General features: G+C 65.6%; 15 protein-coding genes. 9 read left to right on the top strand and 6 right to left on the bottom strand.

Going from position 1 to position 16,330, the window contains the following annotated elements:
- Nucleotides 1–18: 18 nt before the first annotated feature.
- Entirely contained in the window at nt 19–777 is a 759-nt protein-coding gene (locus JI752_RS16760; RefSeq protein WP_216966262.1) for an alpha/beta hydrolase, read from the bottom strand.
- 558 nt (nt 778–1,335) lie between these two features.
- Between JI752_RS16760 and JI752_RS16755 the strand changes: the two genes are divergently transcribed.
- A complete protein-coding gene (locus tag JI752_RS16755) occupies nt 1,336–3,522 on the top strand; it encodes a winged helix-turn-helix domain-containing protein (protein WP_216966260.1) in 2,187 nt (728 codons plus the stop codon).
- Nucleotides 3,523–3,603: 81 nt separating this feature from the next.
- Nucleotides 3,604–4,179, top strand: coding sequence for a hypothetical protein (locus JI752_RS16750; protein ID WP_216966258.1), 576 nt, complete (start codon nt 3,604–3,606; stop codon nt 4,177–4,179).
- 78 nt (nt 4,180–4,257) lie between these two features.
- Here the strand turns inward: JI752_RS16750 and JI752_RS16745 are convergent, their stop codons facing one another.
- Nucleotides 4,258–4,860: an NAD(P)-binding domain-containing protein gene (locus JI752_RS16745; RefSeq protein ID WP_216966255.1), complete on the bottom strand. Its 603-nt coding sequence runs from the start codon at nt 4,858–4,860 to the stop codon at nt 4,258–4,260.
- Nucleotides 4,861–4,879: 19 nt separating this feature from the next.
- Entirely contained in the window at nt 4,880–5,647 is a 768-nt protein-coding gene (locus JI752_RS16740; RefSeq protein ID WP_216966253.1) for a 3-oxoacyl-ACP reductase family protein, read from the bottom strand.
- Nucleotides 5,648–5,762: 115 nt separating this feature from the next.
- On the opposite strand from JI752_RS16740, the gene JI752_RS16735 reads away from it, so the two are divergent.
- Nucleotides 5,763–6,692: a LysR family transcriptional regulator gene (locus JI752_RS16735; RefSeq protein WP_216966251.1), complete on the top strand. Its 930-nt coding sequence runs from the start codon at nt 5,763–5,765 to the stop codon at nt 6,690–6,692.
- Nucleotides 6,693–6,778: 86 nt separating this feature from the next.
- Here JI752_RS16735 and JI752_RS16730 read toward each other — a convergent pair whose 3' ends face one another.
- Together JI752_RS16730 and JI752_RS16725 are read right to left on the bottom strand one after the other, a co-directional pair.
- The gene (locus JI752_RS16730) at nt 6,779–7,813 is read right to left on the bottom strand and encodes an aldo/keto reductase (RefSeq protein WP_216966249.1); all 1,035 of its coding nucleotides are present in this window, start codon (nt 7,811–7,813) and stop codon (nt 6,779–6,781) included.
- 26 nt (nt 7,814–7,839) lie between these two features.
- Nucleotides 7,840–8,748 (bottom strand): alpha/beta hydrolase, encoded by a 909-nt coding sequence (locus JI752_RS16725; protein WP_216966246.1) that lies wholly within the window; start codon nt 8,746–8,748, stop codon nt 7,840–7,842.
- Nucleotides 8,749–8,916: 168 nt separating this feature from the next.
- Here JI752_RS16725 and JI752_RS16720 point away from each other — a divergent pair, with 168 nt between their 5' ends.
- The 6 genes from JI752_RS16720 to JI752_RS16695 all read left to right on the top strand — a co-directional run bounded on the left by JI752_RS16720 (nt 8,917) and on the right by JI752_RS16695 (nt 15,123).
- The gene (locus JI752_RS16720) at nt 8,917–9,789 is read left to right on the top strand and encodes a LysR family transcriptional regulator (protein ID WP_216966244.1); all 873 of its coding nucleotides are present in this window, start codon (nt 8,917–8,919) and stop codon (nt 9,787–9,789) included.
- Nucleotides 9,790–10,311: 522 nt separating this feature from the next.
- Nucleotides 10,312–10,686, top strand: a complete 375-nt coding sequence (locus JI752_RS16715; protein ID WP_216966243.1) for a hypothetical protein — start codon at nt 10,312–10,314, stop codon at nt 10,684–10,686.
- Between the two features lie 116 nt (nt 10,687–10,802).
- Nucleotides 10,803–11,150 (top strand): hypothetical protein, encoded by a 348-nt coding sequence (locus tag JI752_RS16710; protein WP_216966241.1) that lies wholly within the window; start codon nt 10,803–10,805, stop codon nt 11,148–11,150.
- Between the two features lie 351 nt (nt 11,151–11,501).
- Nucleotides 11,502–13,250, top strand: a complete 1,749-nt coding sequence (locus tag JI752_RS16705) for a DUF3604 domain-containing protein (RefSeq protein WP_216966239.1) — start codon at nt 11,502–11,504, stop codon at nt 13,248–13,250.
- Nucleotides 13,220–14,119, top strand: a complete 900-nt coding sequence (locus JI752_RS16700; protein WP_216966237.1) for a peptidylprolyl isomerase — start codon at nt 13,220–13,222, stop codon at nt 14,117–14,119. The genes JI752_RS16705 and JI752_RS16700 overlap by 31 nt, the downstream gene beginning before the upstream one ends.
- Nucleotides 14,116–15,123: a HupE/UreJ family protein gene (locus JI752_RS16695; RefSeq protein WP_216966235.1), complete on the top strand. Its 1,008-nt coding sequence runs from the start codon at nt 14,116–14,118 to the stop codon at nt 15,121–15,123. The genes JI752_RS16700 and JI752_RS16695 overlap by 4 nt, the downstream gene beginning before the upstream one ends.
- 264 nt (nt 15,124–15,387) lie before the next feature.
- Here the strand turns inward: JI752_RS16695 and JI752_RS16690 are convergent, their stop codons facing one another.
- Complete coding sequence (locus tag JI752_RS16690; protein WP_216966233.1) at nt 15,388–16,299, bottom strand: cation transporter; 912 nt, start codon at nt 16,297–16,299, stop codon at nt 15,388–15,390.
- Nucleotides 16,300–16,330: the final 31 nt, after the last annotated feature.

The raw sequence follows: 16,330 nt of genomic DNA, 5'->3' as shown, positions 1-16,330 counted from the left end.
ATCTCCCGGCCGACCGTGTCAGCGACCGGATTCGCGTGCCGCCGTCGCGATCACCTGCGCGACCTTCGCCGGCTGCGACAGGAAGACGGCATGGCTGGCCGGGATCTCGACGACGGTACTGCCGGCGCGTTTGGCCAAGCGTCGCTCAAGATCAGGACTGATCGTGCGGTCGTTCGTGGCCACGATGGCCCAGCTCTTGCGGTTCTGCCATGCCGGATCGCCCACCGGCGTGGAGAAGGCCGCTTTCGACGCCAGCACCTGGGACTTGGCCATGAATGCCGAATCCGCTGCAGGTACATCCGCAGCAAAGTCCCGTCCGAAGGCGGCGGGATCCAGGTAGAGGAACTTGTCGTCCTTCGTGGAACGAATTTCCCGGCTCGGCCCCGGCGTCTGCGTGACCAGCGTGATCAGGCTCTCGCCTTTGGCTGGCTGGTACGCCGCCACGTAAACAAGCGCAGCCACGTTCGGGTGGTTTCCCGCTTCGGTGATCACGACGCCACCGTAACTGTGGCCCACCAGGATGCTGGGACCGTCCTGCATGTCGAGCACGCGATGGGTCGCATCGACATCGTCCTGGAGGGACGTGATGGGGTTCTGGACGAGGGAAACCTTGTATCCGTCCTTCTCCAGGATCTCGGTGGCTGCGCGCCAGCCGGAACTGTCCGCGAACGCGCCATGCACGATGACGATGTTCCTGATCTCGGCCGTGGCGTCATGGGGTGAAGCGAGCATCGCCAGCGCGGTGATGGCGAGCGCGCCAAGGGGAAGGACGTGCATGGCTGTTCTCCAGTGAGTGGAGCGGGGCTGCGTCGCGGTGGATCGACGTAGTGCGATGGCCCCACCTGCGCATCAGCGCAACCGCTTCCGGCGCGGGGCGGCTCGGGATGGCGCGAGTGCGATGTCAGTGCGCAATCGCCTGCCGCCGGATGTCACAAACGCTATCACCGGATCGTCGAACCGATGGATTAACGCTGGTGAATTCTGGTGAATGCCGAGCACTCATGAAGGGCGTCGCCGCGTTGCTTGCTTGCCGCGTCGCGAACTTTCCGGAGTGAGAAGAACGACGGCGGATGGCTCACGCGAAGTTTCGTGAGGCACAGCTCATCAGCGCGTAGACCTCGCGGGCGCAGCGCGGCGTAGTCGCCATCGCCTGCGCGCTGATGTTTCGCATTAGATTCAAGTCGTAATGCAATGATTTACCGCGGCTTACTACCTGGCGCCGCTTGAGCACCCCCGTACTTTCCATGCATTGCATGCATGCGCTAATGATGGTCGCGAGGTCACATCGCCAAGCCATTGACTCGGGCGATATACGACGGCGCCTGGAGACTGCGCATGAACGAGGTCTTCCGCTTCGATTCCTTCAGTCTCGACGTGATGGCACGCACGTTGCGAAAGGAAGGACACGAGGTGTCCATAGGCAGTCGTGCCTTCGACATCCTGGCGGCGCTCGTGGAAGGCGAGGGCAAAGTCCTCACTCGAAGGGAACTGATGGCATGCGCGTGGCCGGGCTTGGTCGTGGAGGAATCCAACGTCCGCGTGCAGGTCGCGCATCTTCGCAAGGCGCTGGGATGCGGAGAAGACGGCGTTCGATTCATCGTGAGCGTGGCTGGCCGTGGCTACTGCTTCGCTGCCCGGGTGAGGCGTGAGCGGGTACCGCAACCGGTTCCCTCGCGACGACTCGCGCCGAGCGCCACTGCGCGAGTGGAATCGGGCGAGGGCCGCCCCCTGGCCAATGCCGCCGTAGCGTGGGAACGGATCATCGGTCGGGAAGAGAGCGTCGCAGAACTGACCGCGCTGCTCTCGCAGCGCCGCCTGGTGACCATCGTCGGCGCAGCCGGAATGGGCAAGACCACGGTGGCCGTCCAGGCGGCGCGTTCACTCAGCCGCGTGGGCAATCCGGTCCACTTCGCCGATCTGAGCCTGGTGACGCGCGGCGATCAGGTGCTCGACGCACTGTCGTCCGCGGCCGGTTATCGTCCATCCGGCAGCGTGAAGCCGACGGGGCTGGCGGAATTCCTGGACGCGCATTCCACGCTGGTGGTGCTCGACAATTGTGAACACGTGATCGCCGACGCGGCCCTGCTGTGCAGGCAGATCCTCGACACGACGCGCCAGGTGTCGATCCTGTGCACCAGCCGGGAAGCGCTGCGCGTGCTGGAAGAACTCGTCTACCTGCTGCCTTCCCTTGCCTCGCCTCCGAACACCGGAAAGCTCACGGCCGAACAGGCCGTGGCGTGGCCCTCCGTGCAGTTGTTCGTCAACCGGGCGGAGGAATGCGGCGCGCTCGACGTCCTGAGCGACGAGAGTGCGTCGATGCTCGCGGCCATCTGCCGGCGGCTGGATGGCAATCCGCTGGCAATCGAGCTGGTGGCCAGCCGGGTCGGGACGTACGGCGTACAAGGCGTCTCCGAATTGCTGGCGACACAGGCGGGCCTGCATTGGCAGGGACGACGGGACGCCACGCCCCGGCATCGGACCGTGGAGGCGCTGCTCGACTGGACCTACGACCTGCTTCCAGAGGGACATCGCCTGGCGCTGTGCCGACTTTCCGTGTTCTCCGGCGGCTTCGCGCTCGAATCGGCTGTCGATGTGATCAGCGACGACCGGCTCGACACCGTGCAGGCCGCGACCGCCATCGCCGACCTGGCGGACAAGTCGCTGATCTGTGCGCGTTCGATGGATGGCCGGATGCGGTTGAGGTTGCTCGAAACGACCCGCGCGTACGCCGCCGAGAAGCTGGCGGCCCTCGACGGCCACGACACTGCGCATCGGCACGCCCTGTACTACGCCGACTATCTCAGAAGCCGCGACGCGGCATCGACGCCCGACCCGGGCGCGCCGCCGGACGTGCGCGAGGACGAACTTGGCAACGTGCGCGTCGCACTGGACTGGGCGTTCTCCAACGCGCACGACGCCGTGCTGGCAGTGGAGTTGAGTGCGCTGGCGGCGCCTTCGTTCCTGCAGCATCGATCGTTCGACGAATGCATGCGCTGCTGCGTGCGCGCCTTGGCCCGCATGCCCGTGGAACTGCAATCCACCCACACCGAGCTGGTGCTGCGCGAGGCGATGGCGATCGCGTACGCCTCGATGGGCCTGTATGGGGACGACATGGTGTTCGTCCTGCAGCGCGGCCTGGAGATCAGCCAGTCGCTGGCCGATCACCGGGCGACGTTTCACCTGTACGCGGGACTGCATCTGACGATGCTGGGTCTGGGCAGATTCCAGGAATCGATGCGCGTCGCGCAACAGTATGCGGGTCTGGCATCGAGCACGGGCAAGGCATCGGAAGCCGTCATCGCCAGCTGGATGATCGGCGCATCGCATCACTTCATCGGCGAGCATTCCACGGCCGAAGCGCAGTTCGCGACCGCACGCCGGATGCTCGCCCATGCCAGCCTGAGGAGGCTGCAGTACTTCGACATCAAAGCCAGGCTCAACGCGAGCCTCGGCATGGCGCGCACGAAGCTGTCCATGGGACTGCCGGAGCAGGCGTTGCAGCTGTCCATCAACACCATCTAAGAATCGCGCGGCTACCCCGATTCGTTGTTCCCGTGTGCCACGCTGTTCTTCCCCATATTGCTGTGGAACAACCGCGAGCAGATGGCCGAGGCCCTGCTGGAAGAGTTGGGCGACCTGTCACCGGAGTACCGGATGGGTTCGCGACCGTGCACCATCGAGATGTTGAACGGCCTGCTGCTGCAGCACAGGGAGCACTTCGCGCAGGCCGAGGCGCAGTTGCGCCGTTGCCTGCCAGGCGTGCGGATCATCGCTGCACGACTGCTCGGGCTGCAGGCGATGGCGGAGGTGCTCCGCATGAACGGCAAGCCGGACGAGGCGCTGGTCTTCGTGGAAGAAGCGATTGTCCTGGCCGACACCAGCGCGGGCGGCTACGGCCTGCCGGACCTGCTGCGCGCGAAAGGCGAGATCATGATGGACCTGCCACGGTTCAGCGCAGCCAGCGTGCGGGAACACTTCGCGGAGGCGATGCGGATCGCCAGGCAGTCGCAGGCGCTTGGCTGGGAGATCGGCATCGCACTGGCCCTGGCCCGGCTGGAGATGTCGCAGCGCAGGGCCACCGAAGCCAAAGCCGTGCTGCAAGAGGTCTACTCACGATTCACCGAAGGACTCCAAGCGCGCCCGCTGCAGCAAGCGCGGCGGATGCTGGATGCCGTCTAGCGCTTCACTTTTGCGTGGGATTGCGCGACGCCGACAGCGACCGGAATCATCCGGTCGCTACGGCAGTGCGGGATTGCGTCAGTCGAACTTGACGAGGTTCAACGCCGGCAATGGGCCACCGGGGAATTGCACGAGGCGACCGCCGATCGCCAACGAGCCCAGGTCGATGCCGAAGAAGCCGAGCTGCTCGATGAGGCCGCCGACCTCCGACTTCGCACTCGCGTCGTCGCCGGAGTAGAACAGCACGCGTCGGCCGGCGCCCACTTTGGGATCGCCTGACACGATCTGCGGCTGCAGGTGATTGAAGGCCTTCACCACGCGCGCGCCGGGAACCCGATCGGCGAACACCTCGCTCGATGCGCGACCGGCCAGATCGACCGGACGGAACAGGGGTGCCTCGATCGGGTTGTTCGCATCGATGACGATGCGACCGTTCCAGTCAGGCAGGTTCGCCAATGCCTCTGGCAACTGCGACCACTTCACCGCGACCAGCACGATGTCCTGTGCGGCGGCCTCTTCACGCGTTGCCGCGCGGATCGAAGGCCCCAGGGCCTTGACCAGCGGCGCCAGCGAATCGGGACCGCGGCTGTTGGCGATGATGGCGGGGATGTTCTGGCGGGTGAGGGCGCGTGCGAATGCCGCGCCGATCTGGCCCGCGCCGATGATGCCGATGCTTTTCATGAGCGTGTCATCCGGGCGATCAGGACGTGAAGCCGCCATCGGCGAGCACATCGGCGCCGGTGACCAGCGACGCGCCCGGGCTGGCGAGGAACGCGACGACATTCGCCACTTCGGCCGGCTGGCCGTAACGGCCGATCGCCATGCCGGGGCTCACGAGCTTGGCGACTTCGCCGTCGGCCGGGTTCATGTCGGTATCGGTCGGCCCCGGGTGCACGGTGTTCACCGTGATGCCGCGCGGGCCGAGGTCGCGCGCCAGGCTGCGGTTGAAACCGGCCACCGCGCCCTTCGTCAGCGTGTACAGCGAGGCGCCGGCGAAGGAGGCGTAACGCGTCATCGAACTGCCGATGTGGACGATGCGGCCGCCCTCGCGCATGTGGCGCACGGCTTCCTGCGTTGCGACGAATACGCCCGTGACGTTGACCGCCACCATGCGCTGGTAATCGTCGAAGCCGATCTGGTCGACCGGGCCGCCGCCGAGGGCAATGCCGGCGTTGTTGACCAGGATGTCGAGCGCGCCGAAGGTCTCCACGACCTGCGCGACGGCCGCACGGACGGCATCCGGGTTGCCCGCATCGGCGAGCACCGGCAGCGCCGTACCGCCGAGCGCCTGGATCGCGCGCGCCGTTTCTTCGGCCTGCTGCGGCGAACCGAAGTACGTGAAGGCGACCTTGGCGCCATCGGCGGCCAGGCGCTTGGCGACGGCCGCGCCGATGGAGCGCGAGCCGCCGGTGACGAGCGCGACCTTGCCGGAGAGGGGGAGGGCGGACGGGGTGGTTTGGGTATTCATGGCGGTAATCCGGGAGGAGGGGAGTGCGTGGAGCGAACGATGCGCCCGCCACTTCCCACCCGGTAGCCGGTAATGCCTAGAATCAGTTTCAAGCACTACTTGAAGCGGGGCGACCGTGGAAACCCTGGCCAACCTGGAATCCTTCGTCCGCAGCGCGGAACTCGGCGGCTTCTCTGCGGCGGCGCGGCAACTCGGGCTGACGCCGGCTGCGATCAGCCGCAACGTGGCGCTTCTGGAGAAGAACCTCGGCACGCGACTGTTCCATCGAAGCACGCGCAAGCTCACGCTGACCGAATCCGGCGAGCGGTTCCTGCTCGGGATTCGCGACCATCTGGATGGACTGCAGTCCGCGATCTCCGGCGTGGCCAAGGACGATGGCGATCCGGCCGGCGTGCTGAAGGTCAGTGTGGCGCTGGCGTTTGGAATGGAGTACCTGCTGCCGCTGCTGCCGGAGTTCATGCAGCGCTATCCGCACGTGCGCATCGACTGGCAGTTCGACAATCGCCAGGTCGATCTGGTCGCAGAAGGTTTCGACGCGGCCATCGGCGGCGGCTTCGAACTGTCGCCGGGCGTCGTCTCGCGCACGCTCGCACCGGCGCACATCATCGCGGTGGCCTCGCCGGCATACGTGGAAGGGCGCCGCAAGCCGACCACGCCTCAGGATCTGTCCGAGATGGACGGCATCGTGATGCGTTCGGCGCGTACCGGCCGCGTCCGTGAATGGACATTGCGCGACGCCGCCGGCCACACGCAGCATGCGCAGCTTCGCCATCACTTGGTGCTGAATGATCCGGCCGCGATGACGCGCGCCGCGGTGCTCGGCCTCGGTGTGGCACTCATCGCCGTCCCGGACGCGTTGCCTTTCATGGAGCGGGGCGAACTCGTCCGCCTGGTCCCCAAGTGGTACGCCGATGCCGGCCCGATCTCGCTGTACTACGCAAGTCGTACGTTGATGCCGGCCAAGACGCGCGTCTTCGTCGATCACGTCGTCGAATCGTTCAAGGCGCGGAATCTTGCCGAGCGCTTTGCCGGCAGCATCGGCTAGGCGCGCGTCCCAGCGACGCCACGCATGTCCGCAATGTCGATGGCGGAACCGCGCAGATCCGGTAGACCTGCGCGGCCGGTCCAACACTAGCGTATGGCGCGACGCGGCCAGTCGATCAGTTCCAGCTTGCCGCCCGCCAGCGCCGGAGCAGTCTCCGCGACGACGTCGTGCGGGAATCCGAGCGTGATGGCGCTCGCCGCGTCCAGGCGCTGGACCTGATCGTCGGTCAACGTCACATTGATCGATGACAGGTTGTCATTGAGCTGTTCGTGCGTGCGCGGTCCGATGATCGGCAGCACGCCCTTCGCCAGCACCCAGGCGATCGCCACCTGGCCGGGCGACACGCCGATCTCGTCGGCGATGGCCAGCACGGCATCGACGGTCGCCGTCTTTCGCGCGTCGCTCTCGCCGTGGATGACCACACCGAGGCCTTGCGCGCGACCCGTTTCGCCGCGACGGTATTTGCCCGTCAGCAGGCCACCGCCCAGCGGCGACCAGGCCACCGTGCCGAGGTTGAAGCCGGCGGCCATCGGCAACAGCTCGCGCTCGGCGGAGCGTTCGACCAGGCTGTACTCCAGTTGCACCGCGGCCACCGGTGACCAACCTCGAACTTCCGCCAGGGTCGCAGCGGTCGCGACGCGCCACGCCGGAAAGTCGGACAGCCCCGCATAGAGAATCTTGCCGCTGCGCACGAGGTCGTCGAGTGCGCGCGCGATCTCGTCGATCGGCGTGACGCCGTCGGGCATGTGGACCCAGAGCAGGTCGACGCGATCGGTGTTCAGACGCTTGAGGCTGGCTTCGACCGAACGCAGCATCGCCTTGCGGCTGTTGCCGCTGCGCTGCAGGCCCGCATCGGGCGCATCGCCCAGCGAGAACTTGGTGGCGAGCACGATGTCGTCGCGGTCGCGCGCAATGAACTCGCCGAGCATCGTCTCCGACTGGCCGAACTGGTACTGATCGGCGGTGTCGATGAAATTGCCGCCGGCCTCGCGGTACGTCGTGTAGATGCGCTGGGCCTCGTCCTGCTCGGCGCCGTAACCCCAGCCCTTGCCGAAGTTGCCGGTGCCCAGCGCAAGCGTGGAGACGCGAAGGCCGGTGTTGCCGAAGATGCGGTAACGCATGACGGATCCTCCTGGTGAATGCGCGGTCACTTGGACGTGCGGGCGATGAAGTCGCTGATGTACTGCGCCGACAGTTCCGGGTACTGGTGCTGCGGGCCGTGGCCGGATTCGGGATAGAACACGAACTGCGCATTGCGCATCTGCCCGATCAGCGGGAACCAGTTCTGCCCGGCGGTGCTGGTGTCGCGGTCGCCGCTGATGACGAAGATCGGCGTGCGCGTCTGCGCCAGCTTCGCGCGGCGTTCCGTCGAATCCTGGCCGAAGGCTTCGGCCGCCTTGAGGTAGGTCTGGATCATGTCCATCGTGTGCGGGATCTTCGAGATGACGTCCGGGCGCGCGTAGATGCGGTCACGCGATTGCTTTGCCATGCGGCGGCTGAAGTCGGAGGACGGATCGAAGAAGAGCACTTCCTCGTCGGCCAGGTCATTGACCGGCTTGAGCGCGCGTTCGATGAATACGTCCTGGATCGGCAGCTGGCCCGGACCTGGCGGGTTGGTGCCCACGAGGATCGCGTGCGTCACGCGCTCGGGCTCGTCGAGCAGCAGCGTCTGCGTCGTGAAGCCACCCCACGACCAGCCGAGCATCGCGAAGCGGTCCACCTTGATGACGGAGGTGAAGTCGCCGACGAACGCGGCGACCTTGCCCATGTCGTCGGGCAGCGTGCCGCGCGAGTAGCCGACACCGGGGTAGTCGAACGTGATCACCGTATGGTGGCGGGCGAGCGTGTCCAGGAACCGCGGGTCCCACGTATCGAGCGTCCCGCGCATGCGGTTGGCCAGCACGATGGGCGAGCCCGTGCCGATGCGGCGGTAGGCGATGCGATCGCCATTGACCTGGACGTAGCGGGTTTCGGCGGTGGCGGCGGTGTCCTGCGCCAGGGCCGGGGAGGCGAGGGTGGCGGCCATCAGGAGGCTGCCGAGGAACGCGGTTTTCATGATGTCGATTCCGTAGGGGAGGGAGCGGGCGGCTCGGCCGGGTGTGGACTCGCCGCGTCCGTGGCGCAATTTCTACGCTTCCCAGCCCGTTGCGGGAATGCCTAAACTCGCAAGATCGGATTGCAATTTTGCAACGCAGGCCGGCAAGGACCTTGCGAGAGTGCGCCCATGGATTTCGACTGGAACGACATACCGTTACTGCGAAAACTCGCCGAGTCCGGAAGCATGGCGCGGACCGCGCGCGATCTCGAACTGGTGACCTCCACCGTGAGCCGCCGACTGGCCGCAGCCGAGGAGGCGCTGGGCATCCGGTTGTTCATCCGCGACCCTTCCGGCTATCGGCCGACCGAAGCCGGGCGTGTCTTCCTGGAGCACGCGCACCTGATCGTCGATCGGGTCGAGACGATGGTCTTGGAAGCACGTGCGGAGCAGCAGGACGTCTCCGGGCCGGTCAACATCACGGGCATCGACGTGGTACTCAGCCATTGGCTCGTCGACCACGCGCCTTCGTTGCTGGCGAAGCATCCGCGTCTGGAACTGAGCCTGCTCGGCGACTTCCGCGAAGTGTCGTTCGCGCGCCGCGAGGCCGACCTGGCCATCCGCCTGAACCGACCCACGGCCGACGCGGCGTTGCGCATGCGCAAGATCGGCACGCTCGGTTTCGCCGTCTATGGAAGCGAAGCGTTCCGCGGGGTCGAGCGGAAGGAATGGAAGACGCTGCCGTGGCTTGCATTTCCACGCGAGTTCGCATGGCTGGCGGAGATGAAGTGGCTGGAGAAGATCCGTCCGGAACGCGTGATTCGCCTAACCACCATCGCGATGATCGCGCGTGGCTGCGAAGCCGGAATAGGCGTCGCGTTGCTTCCTTGCGTCGTGGGCGATCGCCTCGGCCTGGTTCGTCTACAGGAGCGCACCGAGTCGCACCGGGAGCTCTGGCTGCTCAGCCACAAGGACGCCGGGCAGATCGCGCGCTTTCGCGCGGTTGCGGAATGGCTGGTCGACGCGGCCAGGCAGGATGCCGCGCTGCTGTCCGGGTCGTAGTTTTTCGCGCGGCAGGAGAAGGCGGTCCGCACCGCGGTTCAGGGCGAGGGAGAGCGGTGCTAATGTCCGTTCTCGAGCCCTAACGGACATACGAGGAAGGAGTCTTGCGATGTGGCTGCGATCATACGAAACGATCCTCCTCGCACGCCTTCGCGTGGCTTCCGTCATTCTTCTCGCCATCAGCTTCGTGTCGTGGGCAATGGCCGCCATCGCTTCGCTGGCGGGAGCTAAAGGGGCTGCCCATGGAATGGCGCTCGGATTTGGAGCCGCAGGTCTGCTGGGTGGGCTGACGTGGATGGTCTACTGCGTCTTGGCGGGACCTCGCTGGTGCCGCCATGCTTGGCGCCGCATTCGCGAGTTTCGGGAAGAAGCCTGACGTACCAGCCTGTGTCCGCTCATGGCCGATAGCGGTCATTGGACGAGTCTGGGCGCCGGAGCGATGCTAATGTCCGCTTTCGACCCATAGCGGACATTTGGTAGCCGTCCGCTCGGCCATCCCGCATTCGGACCGAGCACTTCCCCGTGAAGTACAAGCTGATCAAGTCCATGGCACACAACTGGACCCACTCCTTCATGAGTGGCATGAACTATGTTGACGGGGACTATGTGTTTGAGGACATGTATCAGCTGGCACGAGGTCGGAGGGGAGAAAAGATCACGGTCTCCTGGATTCCCGAGCGAACGGACGAGCTGTTTGTACTTACGCCTCGCATACGGGAGTCTCTCAAGCACTACCGTAAATCGCTTCCTACGCATATGCGCCAGCACAATGTCGACGTTGGTGCTATCTCGGAGATGCGTACTGAGGTTTACGTCGCCGAGGATCATCGGATCTATGTTCGGTCCTATGTGCTGGACAACCGAGGAAAGGAGCATGTCCAGTTCGTTCGGAGCTGACCGTTCGTTCGAGCAGGTGTCCGCTCCGGGTAGCGGACGTTAGGACGGGACGGCGGTGCCGACGGCTGCTAATGTCCGCTTTCGACCCGAAGCAGACATTGGAGAGGTTCGCTGGCATGAAGCACGCGCTCATCCTGCTTGTCTTGATTGCGAGCCTTATCGGCTGCGGGACTGTGCCCGACGCGGAGGCGTTGCAGGCCCTTGCTCAAGCTGGACGGATTGCGCTTACAACCTCCAAAGCCGGAGACCTTCCTGCCGATCGCTGGCCTACGGATATTTCGAGCCTTGACCCCAAGCGCGTCTACATCGCAAAGGAAGGGCTCTATGTCGTCACCTCAACGTTCTTCGTTGAAGAGAGGGGTCTGTTTGTGCCTCGGGCCTCGGACTTCGTGCCGCAAGTTGGTGCCGACCCATCTTACGTCGCCATTGGCAAAGGCGTGTTCTCGTACCGCATCAGGGGATAGCTTCAGTAGCGGGAGCGAACGTCCGCTCCTGGCCGACAGCGGACATCAGGGCAGGGGGAGGCGGGACAGGTGCTGATGTCCGCTTTCGACCCATAGCGGACATCACGCTCAGGGTACGCCTTCAATGAGCCGGCCCGAGGCCTTCACGCTGGCTTGACGAAACGGGTGTCTCGATAGTTGGCGCTTCGAGCGTGGGACTGAGCCAGGGCGCTCCAACACGAGGGCACGGTCATGCACAGCTGGCGTATCGCGGCAGTCGCTTCTATCTCGGTGGCCGCACTGGCCGCCACTTCTTGCTCCAAGGCGCCAGATCCACCGCCTGCACCATCGACCGAAACGGCCGCGACGGACGTGGCGAACCCTGCTGCGTCTACCAATCCCGAGCGCAATGCCTACTTCGGCGATCTGCACCTGCACACCGGCTACTCGGCCGATGCAGCTTTGATGACGGACAGCACGCCCGACGATGCCTATCGCTACGCGAAGGGAGAAGCGATCGCGCGCTTTGGCAACCAGACCATCCAGCTTAAGCGGCCGCTCGACTTCCTTGCGGTGACCGATCACGCCGAGTACGCCGGTGCGGTGCAGGAGTTGCGACGCGAGGGCGGACCGCTGTACGACACGGAGCTGGGCAAGGCCTTCCGCAGCGACGACTACGACACGCGGATGAAGGCGTACCTGTCCGTCGTCAGCGACATCGCCACCAACAAGCCGCGGCCGGAGTTGGTCCAGCCCAAGCTCATCCAATCGGTGTGGACGCAGTACTCTGACGAAGCCAGGAAGCATTACCAGCCCGGGACGTTCACCACATTCGTCGCCTTCGAATGGACGTCAATGCCGGACAACAACAACCTGCACCGCAACGTGATCTTCGGCAGCGAGAAGGTGCCGGCCATGCCATTCTCGGCGCTGGATTCGCAGAAGCCGGAAGACTTGTGGACCTACCTTGAGACGGCGCGCAAGGATGGCAGCGACGTGGTGGCCATCTCGCACAACGGCAATATCTCAGGGGGGCTGATGTTTGCGGAGTCCGACTCCTACGGCAAGCCGCTCGATGCAGCCTACGCCAAACGTCGCACGCTCAACGAGGTCGCGCACGAGATTATCCAGGTCAAAGGGGCGTCGGAGACGCACCCGTTGGTGGCGCCGAACGATGAGTTCGCCGGTTTCGAAGCTTCCACCTTCCAACTGGGAACCTTCGACGATCTGTCCAAGCAGGCGAAGTTCGATCCGAAGCACAGTTACCTACGCGAGGCCTTCAAGAACGGTCTGCTGTATCAGCGTAAGATCGGCGCCAACCCGTTCAAGTTCGGCATCGTCGCAGGCAGCGATTCGCACGCCGGCGGTTCGCAACCCGAGGAGAACAACTTCAAGGGCGTGCACGGCGACGCCGACGATTCGCCTGAGGCGCGCATCGTCAAGCCCAAAGAGCCGTACTCGTACGCAGTGGGTAGCGGTGGCCTCACCGGAGTCTGGGCCGAGCAGAACACGCGCGAGTCGATCTTCGCGGCGATCAAGCGCAACGAGACCTTCGGCACCAGCGGCGTGCGCGTGCGGCCGCGCTTCTTCGGCGGTTACGGTTACGCAGCCGACCTCGTGCGCCAGCCCGACTGGATCAAGGCCGCCTACAGTGGCGGTGTGCCGATGGGCGGAAACCTGCCCAAGTCGCCGTCCGGCCAGGCGCCGACATTCGCGGTGGCGGCGACGAAGGATCCCGATGGCGCCAACCTCGATCGCATCCAGATCATCAAGGGTTGGGTGAAGGACGGCAAGGCGCAGGACCGCATCTACGACGTCGCGCTGTCTGGCGACCGCAAGGTCGACCCGTCCACGGGCAAGGCGCCGCCGGTGGGCAACACGGTCGACATCAAGACGGCGACCTACAGCAACGACATCGGCGCGGCCGAGCTCTCGGCGGTGTGGAGCGACCCGGACTTCGACGCGACGCAGCCGGCGTTCTACTACGTTCGCGTGCTCGAGATCCCCACGCCGCGCTGGAGCACCTTCGATGCGGCCAAGCTAGGCATCGCGCCCCGAAAGGACGTGGAAGCGACAATCCAGGAACGCGCATGGACGTCGCCGATTTGGTACACGCCATGAATCCGGCCTTGCATCGACTGCTGCGCGAGCCGCTTTTGCATTTCGCCGTCGCGGGCGCGGCAATGTTCGCGCTGTACGCGTGGGTGAATCCCCGTGCGTCGGGGGAGGGCGAAGCGATCGTCGTCAGCGCCGACCGCATCGCCTCGCTCGACGAGCAGTTCCGCCTGGTGTGGCAGCGAACGCCCACGCGAGACGAGCGCGAGGGCCTGATCGAGCAGTTTGTCCGCGAGGAAGTCCTGTACCGCGAAGGCCTGGCGCTGGGGCTGGAGCGCGACGATGCCGTGGTGCGCCGACGCGTCGGACAGAAGGTCGCGTTCCTGGTGCAGAAGACGCCGCAACCGCCGACCGAGCGCGAGCTGCAAGCATGGCTGGATACGCATGCCATGCAGTACCGGCGGCCGACGGTGTACACGTTACAGCAGGCGTACGTGGATCCGTCGCGTCACGTCGGTGATGCCGCGCGTGCTGTTGCTGACGTCAGGGGCGCCCTCGCCAAGCCCGGCACCGATTGGCGACGCGTCGGCGACGGCACCATGCTCCCCGCCGTCCTCGATACGGTCACGGCAAGTGATGTAGAAAACGTGTTCGGCACAGGCTTCGCCAAGGTGATCGACAGCAGCCCGCTCGGCGCGTGGTCGGGACCGGTGCGATCGCCGTACGGCCTCCACTTCGTCCGCGTAACGACGCGCGAGCCGGGCTCGATGCCCACGCTTGCCGACGTGCATGATCAGGTGCAGCGCGATGTGCTTGCCAGTCGCGCGCGTCAAGCGCAGAAAGACCTGTATCAGCGCCTGCGTGCCCGTTATGTAGTGAAGGTCGAGGCTCCATCGCCCCAGTCCGCCGCCGCGCTCGCGTCGACCGCGCCATGAAGCGCATACCGCTTCGCGGCTTGCGCTGGGCGCTGCTCGCACTGCTGTTGCTGGCATGGCCGTTGATGGCGGACGTCTTCCGGCCGGCGTACCTGGAATTGCGTGAAACCGGCAACAACTCGTACGACGTGCTGTGGAAAGTTCCAGCACTCGGCGAATCCCTGCGCGCGCCGTCGCGCATAGTTTTTCCGCCCGACACGGAGGAGGCGGGTGCGGCGCAGACCTATGCCGTGCCCGGCGCGGTGATCGAGCGACGCCGGATCCACCGCGCCGGTGGATTGGTCGGGCAAACGATCCGCATCGAAGGCGTGTCGGGCAGCATCACCGACGTGCTCGCGCGCGTCGAACGGCTGGACGGCAGCAGCCAGGTCGAACGCCTGATGCCGGACGCGCCCGCGTTCGTCGTCGAAGCGCCGGCCGGCGCGCTCGCGGTGGCGAAGACCTACCTCGTGCTTGGCGTTGAGCACATTCTTGGCGGCTTCGACCACCTGCTGTTCGTGCTGGCGCTGCTGCTGATTGTGCGGGGCGGCCTGCGCATCGTTGCCACGGTCACCGCGTTCACCGTCGCGCACAGCATCACGCTGGTCGCGGCCACGCTGGGGTGGGTGCACGTGCCCGGCCCGCCGCTGGAGGCGACCATCGCGCTGAGCATCGCCTTCGTCGCGGCCGAAGTCGTGCACGGGCTGCGCGGCAATCCCGGCTTGACCGCTCGCGCGCCGTGGTTAGTGGCCTTCGGCTTCGGGTTGCTGCACGGACTGGGGTTTGCCGGTGCGCTGGCGGAAGTGGGCCTACCACAGAACGCGATACCGGTGGCGCTGCTGATGTTCAACGTCGGCGTGGAGATCGGGCAGTTAATGTTCGTCACCGCCGTGCTGTTGTTGCTCAGGTTCGCGCGACTTCGCCGGTGGGCGCTGCCGCGTTCCGCCGAGGTCGCGATGCCGTACGCGATCGGTAGTGTCGCGATGTTCTGGGTGGTCGAGCGGGCCGGAGCGTTCCTGGGCTAAATTTGGTTGACGCCCAACGTCTGCTTCTGGGCGATAGTGGACATTGATCGCGGCCGGCCGCGGCTGGGGGTGCGAATTTTCACTTTCGACCCGAAGCGGTCATTCCATCGGTGCGCGCGGACGACTCCACTGCAGACTTCGTTGCGGCAGACTTGCCGCAACGGGATCCGCTGCACCGTCACAATTGGGCAGCACTTGCGCCTCATCCAAACCGTTACGAGAGCTTGGCGCCCCCAGATGTGGTGCGCTCGAAAGGCGCGAGGGTCACATCCAACGCCTTTCGCACGTAACACTGACGGTCAGCCATAGGTGCGCATCGTCATCGCTAATGGCCGCGGCGATGTGGTTCCGAAGCGCGTCCAATCGGTCAACGGCGCCGTCTTCGTAACCGGGCGGCGCCAGAAGCTGGATATCCACGAATCGCGCCCGCCCAGATTGGGTGACATAGCTGGTGAAGTCGGTGAATCCGTAATGCTGTAGCGCTTGTGCGAGCACTTCGGCTACGCGTGCGTCTAACGCCGCGGGCGCCATCTGGCCGACCTCGGCCGCCGCGTGCCAGAGGGAGCGAAACGGTACCGGCAGCAGCGCCAGCGACACCACCAGCAGCACCAGACCGTCGCAGTAGCGAACCCATGCCGCGAGGGGGCCGTCGGCCATGATGCGCGCCGCACTGAATCCGACCAGCAGACCAACGCTCAGGCCGCCGGAGACCAGCCACCCGCGCGCATCCATCGCGAGCAACCCGGACGCGGTTCGTCTGGACGCGCGGTGCATCAACCATGCCATTGCAAACCCCAGGGCCGCGGTCAGCGCCGCCCAGATCATGCCCGCGCCGTACTGCACTTCCCGCGACCCGCCGGCCCGCAAGTCGGCGATCGCCGTCAGCGTCGCGTAGAGGCACGACAAACCAAGTGCGGCGCCACCGAAAGCTTCGATCAAGGGCTCCAGGTGCCAGAACCCGTACTGGAACCGGCGTGTTCCCTCGGTGGCGATCAGTCGCGCGATTACCAGCGAGACGCTCGTGATGACCACGTCGACCAGGCTGTACATGCCGTCGAACACGATCGCCCGGGAACGCGCGAGCAGGCCGATGATCACCCCGGCACCGCCGAGCACCACGGTCACCAGGATCGAGAAGAGGAGGTGGCGCTGCTCGGAGCGGTTGTCGAGCGGCATGACGCGGGCCTCGTGCGTGGTGTCGGCTGCG

The organism is Lysobacter sp. MMG2 (assembly GCF_016735495.2).
Classification (GTDB): Bacteria; Pseudomonadota; Gammaproteobacteria; order Xanthomonadales; family Xanthomonadaceae; genus Lysobacter_J.
The sequence above is the reverse complement of the archived record's forward strand: the minus strand, read 5'-3'. Positions and strand labels throughout refer to the sequence as shown.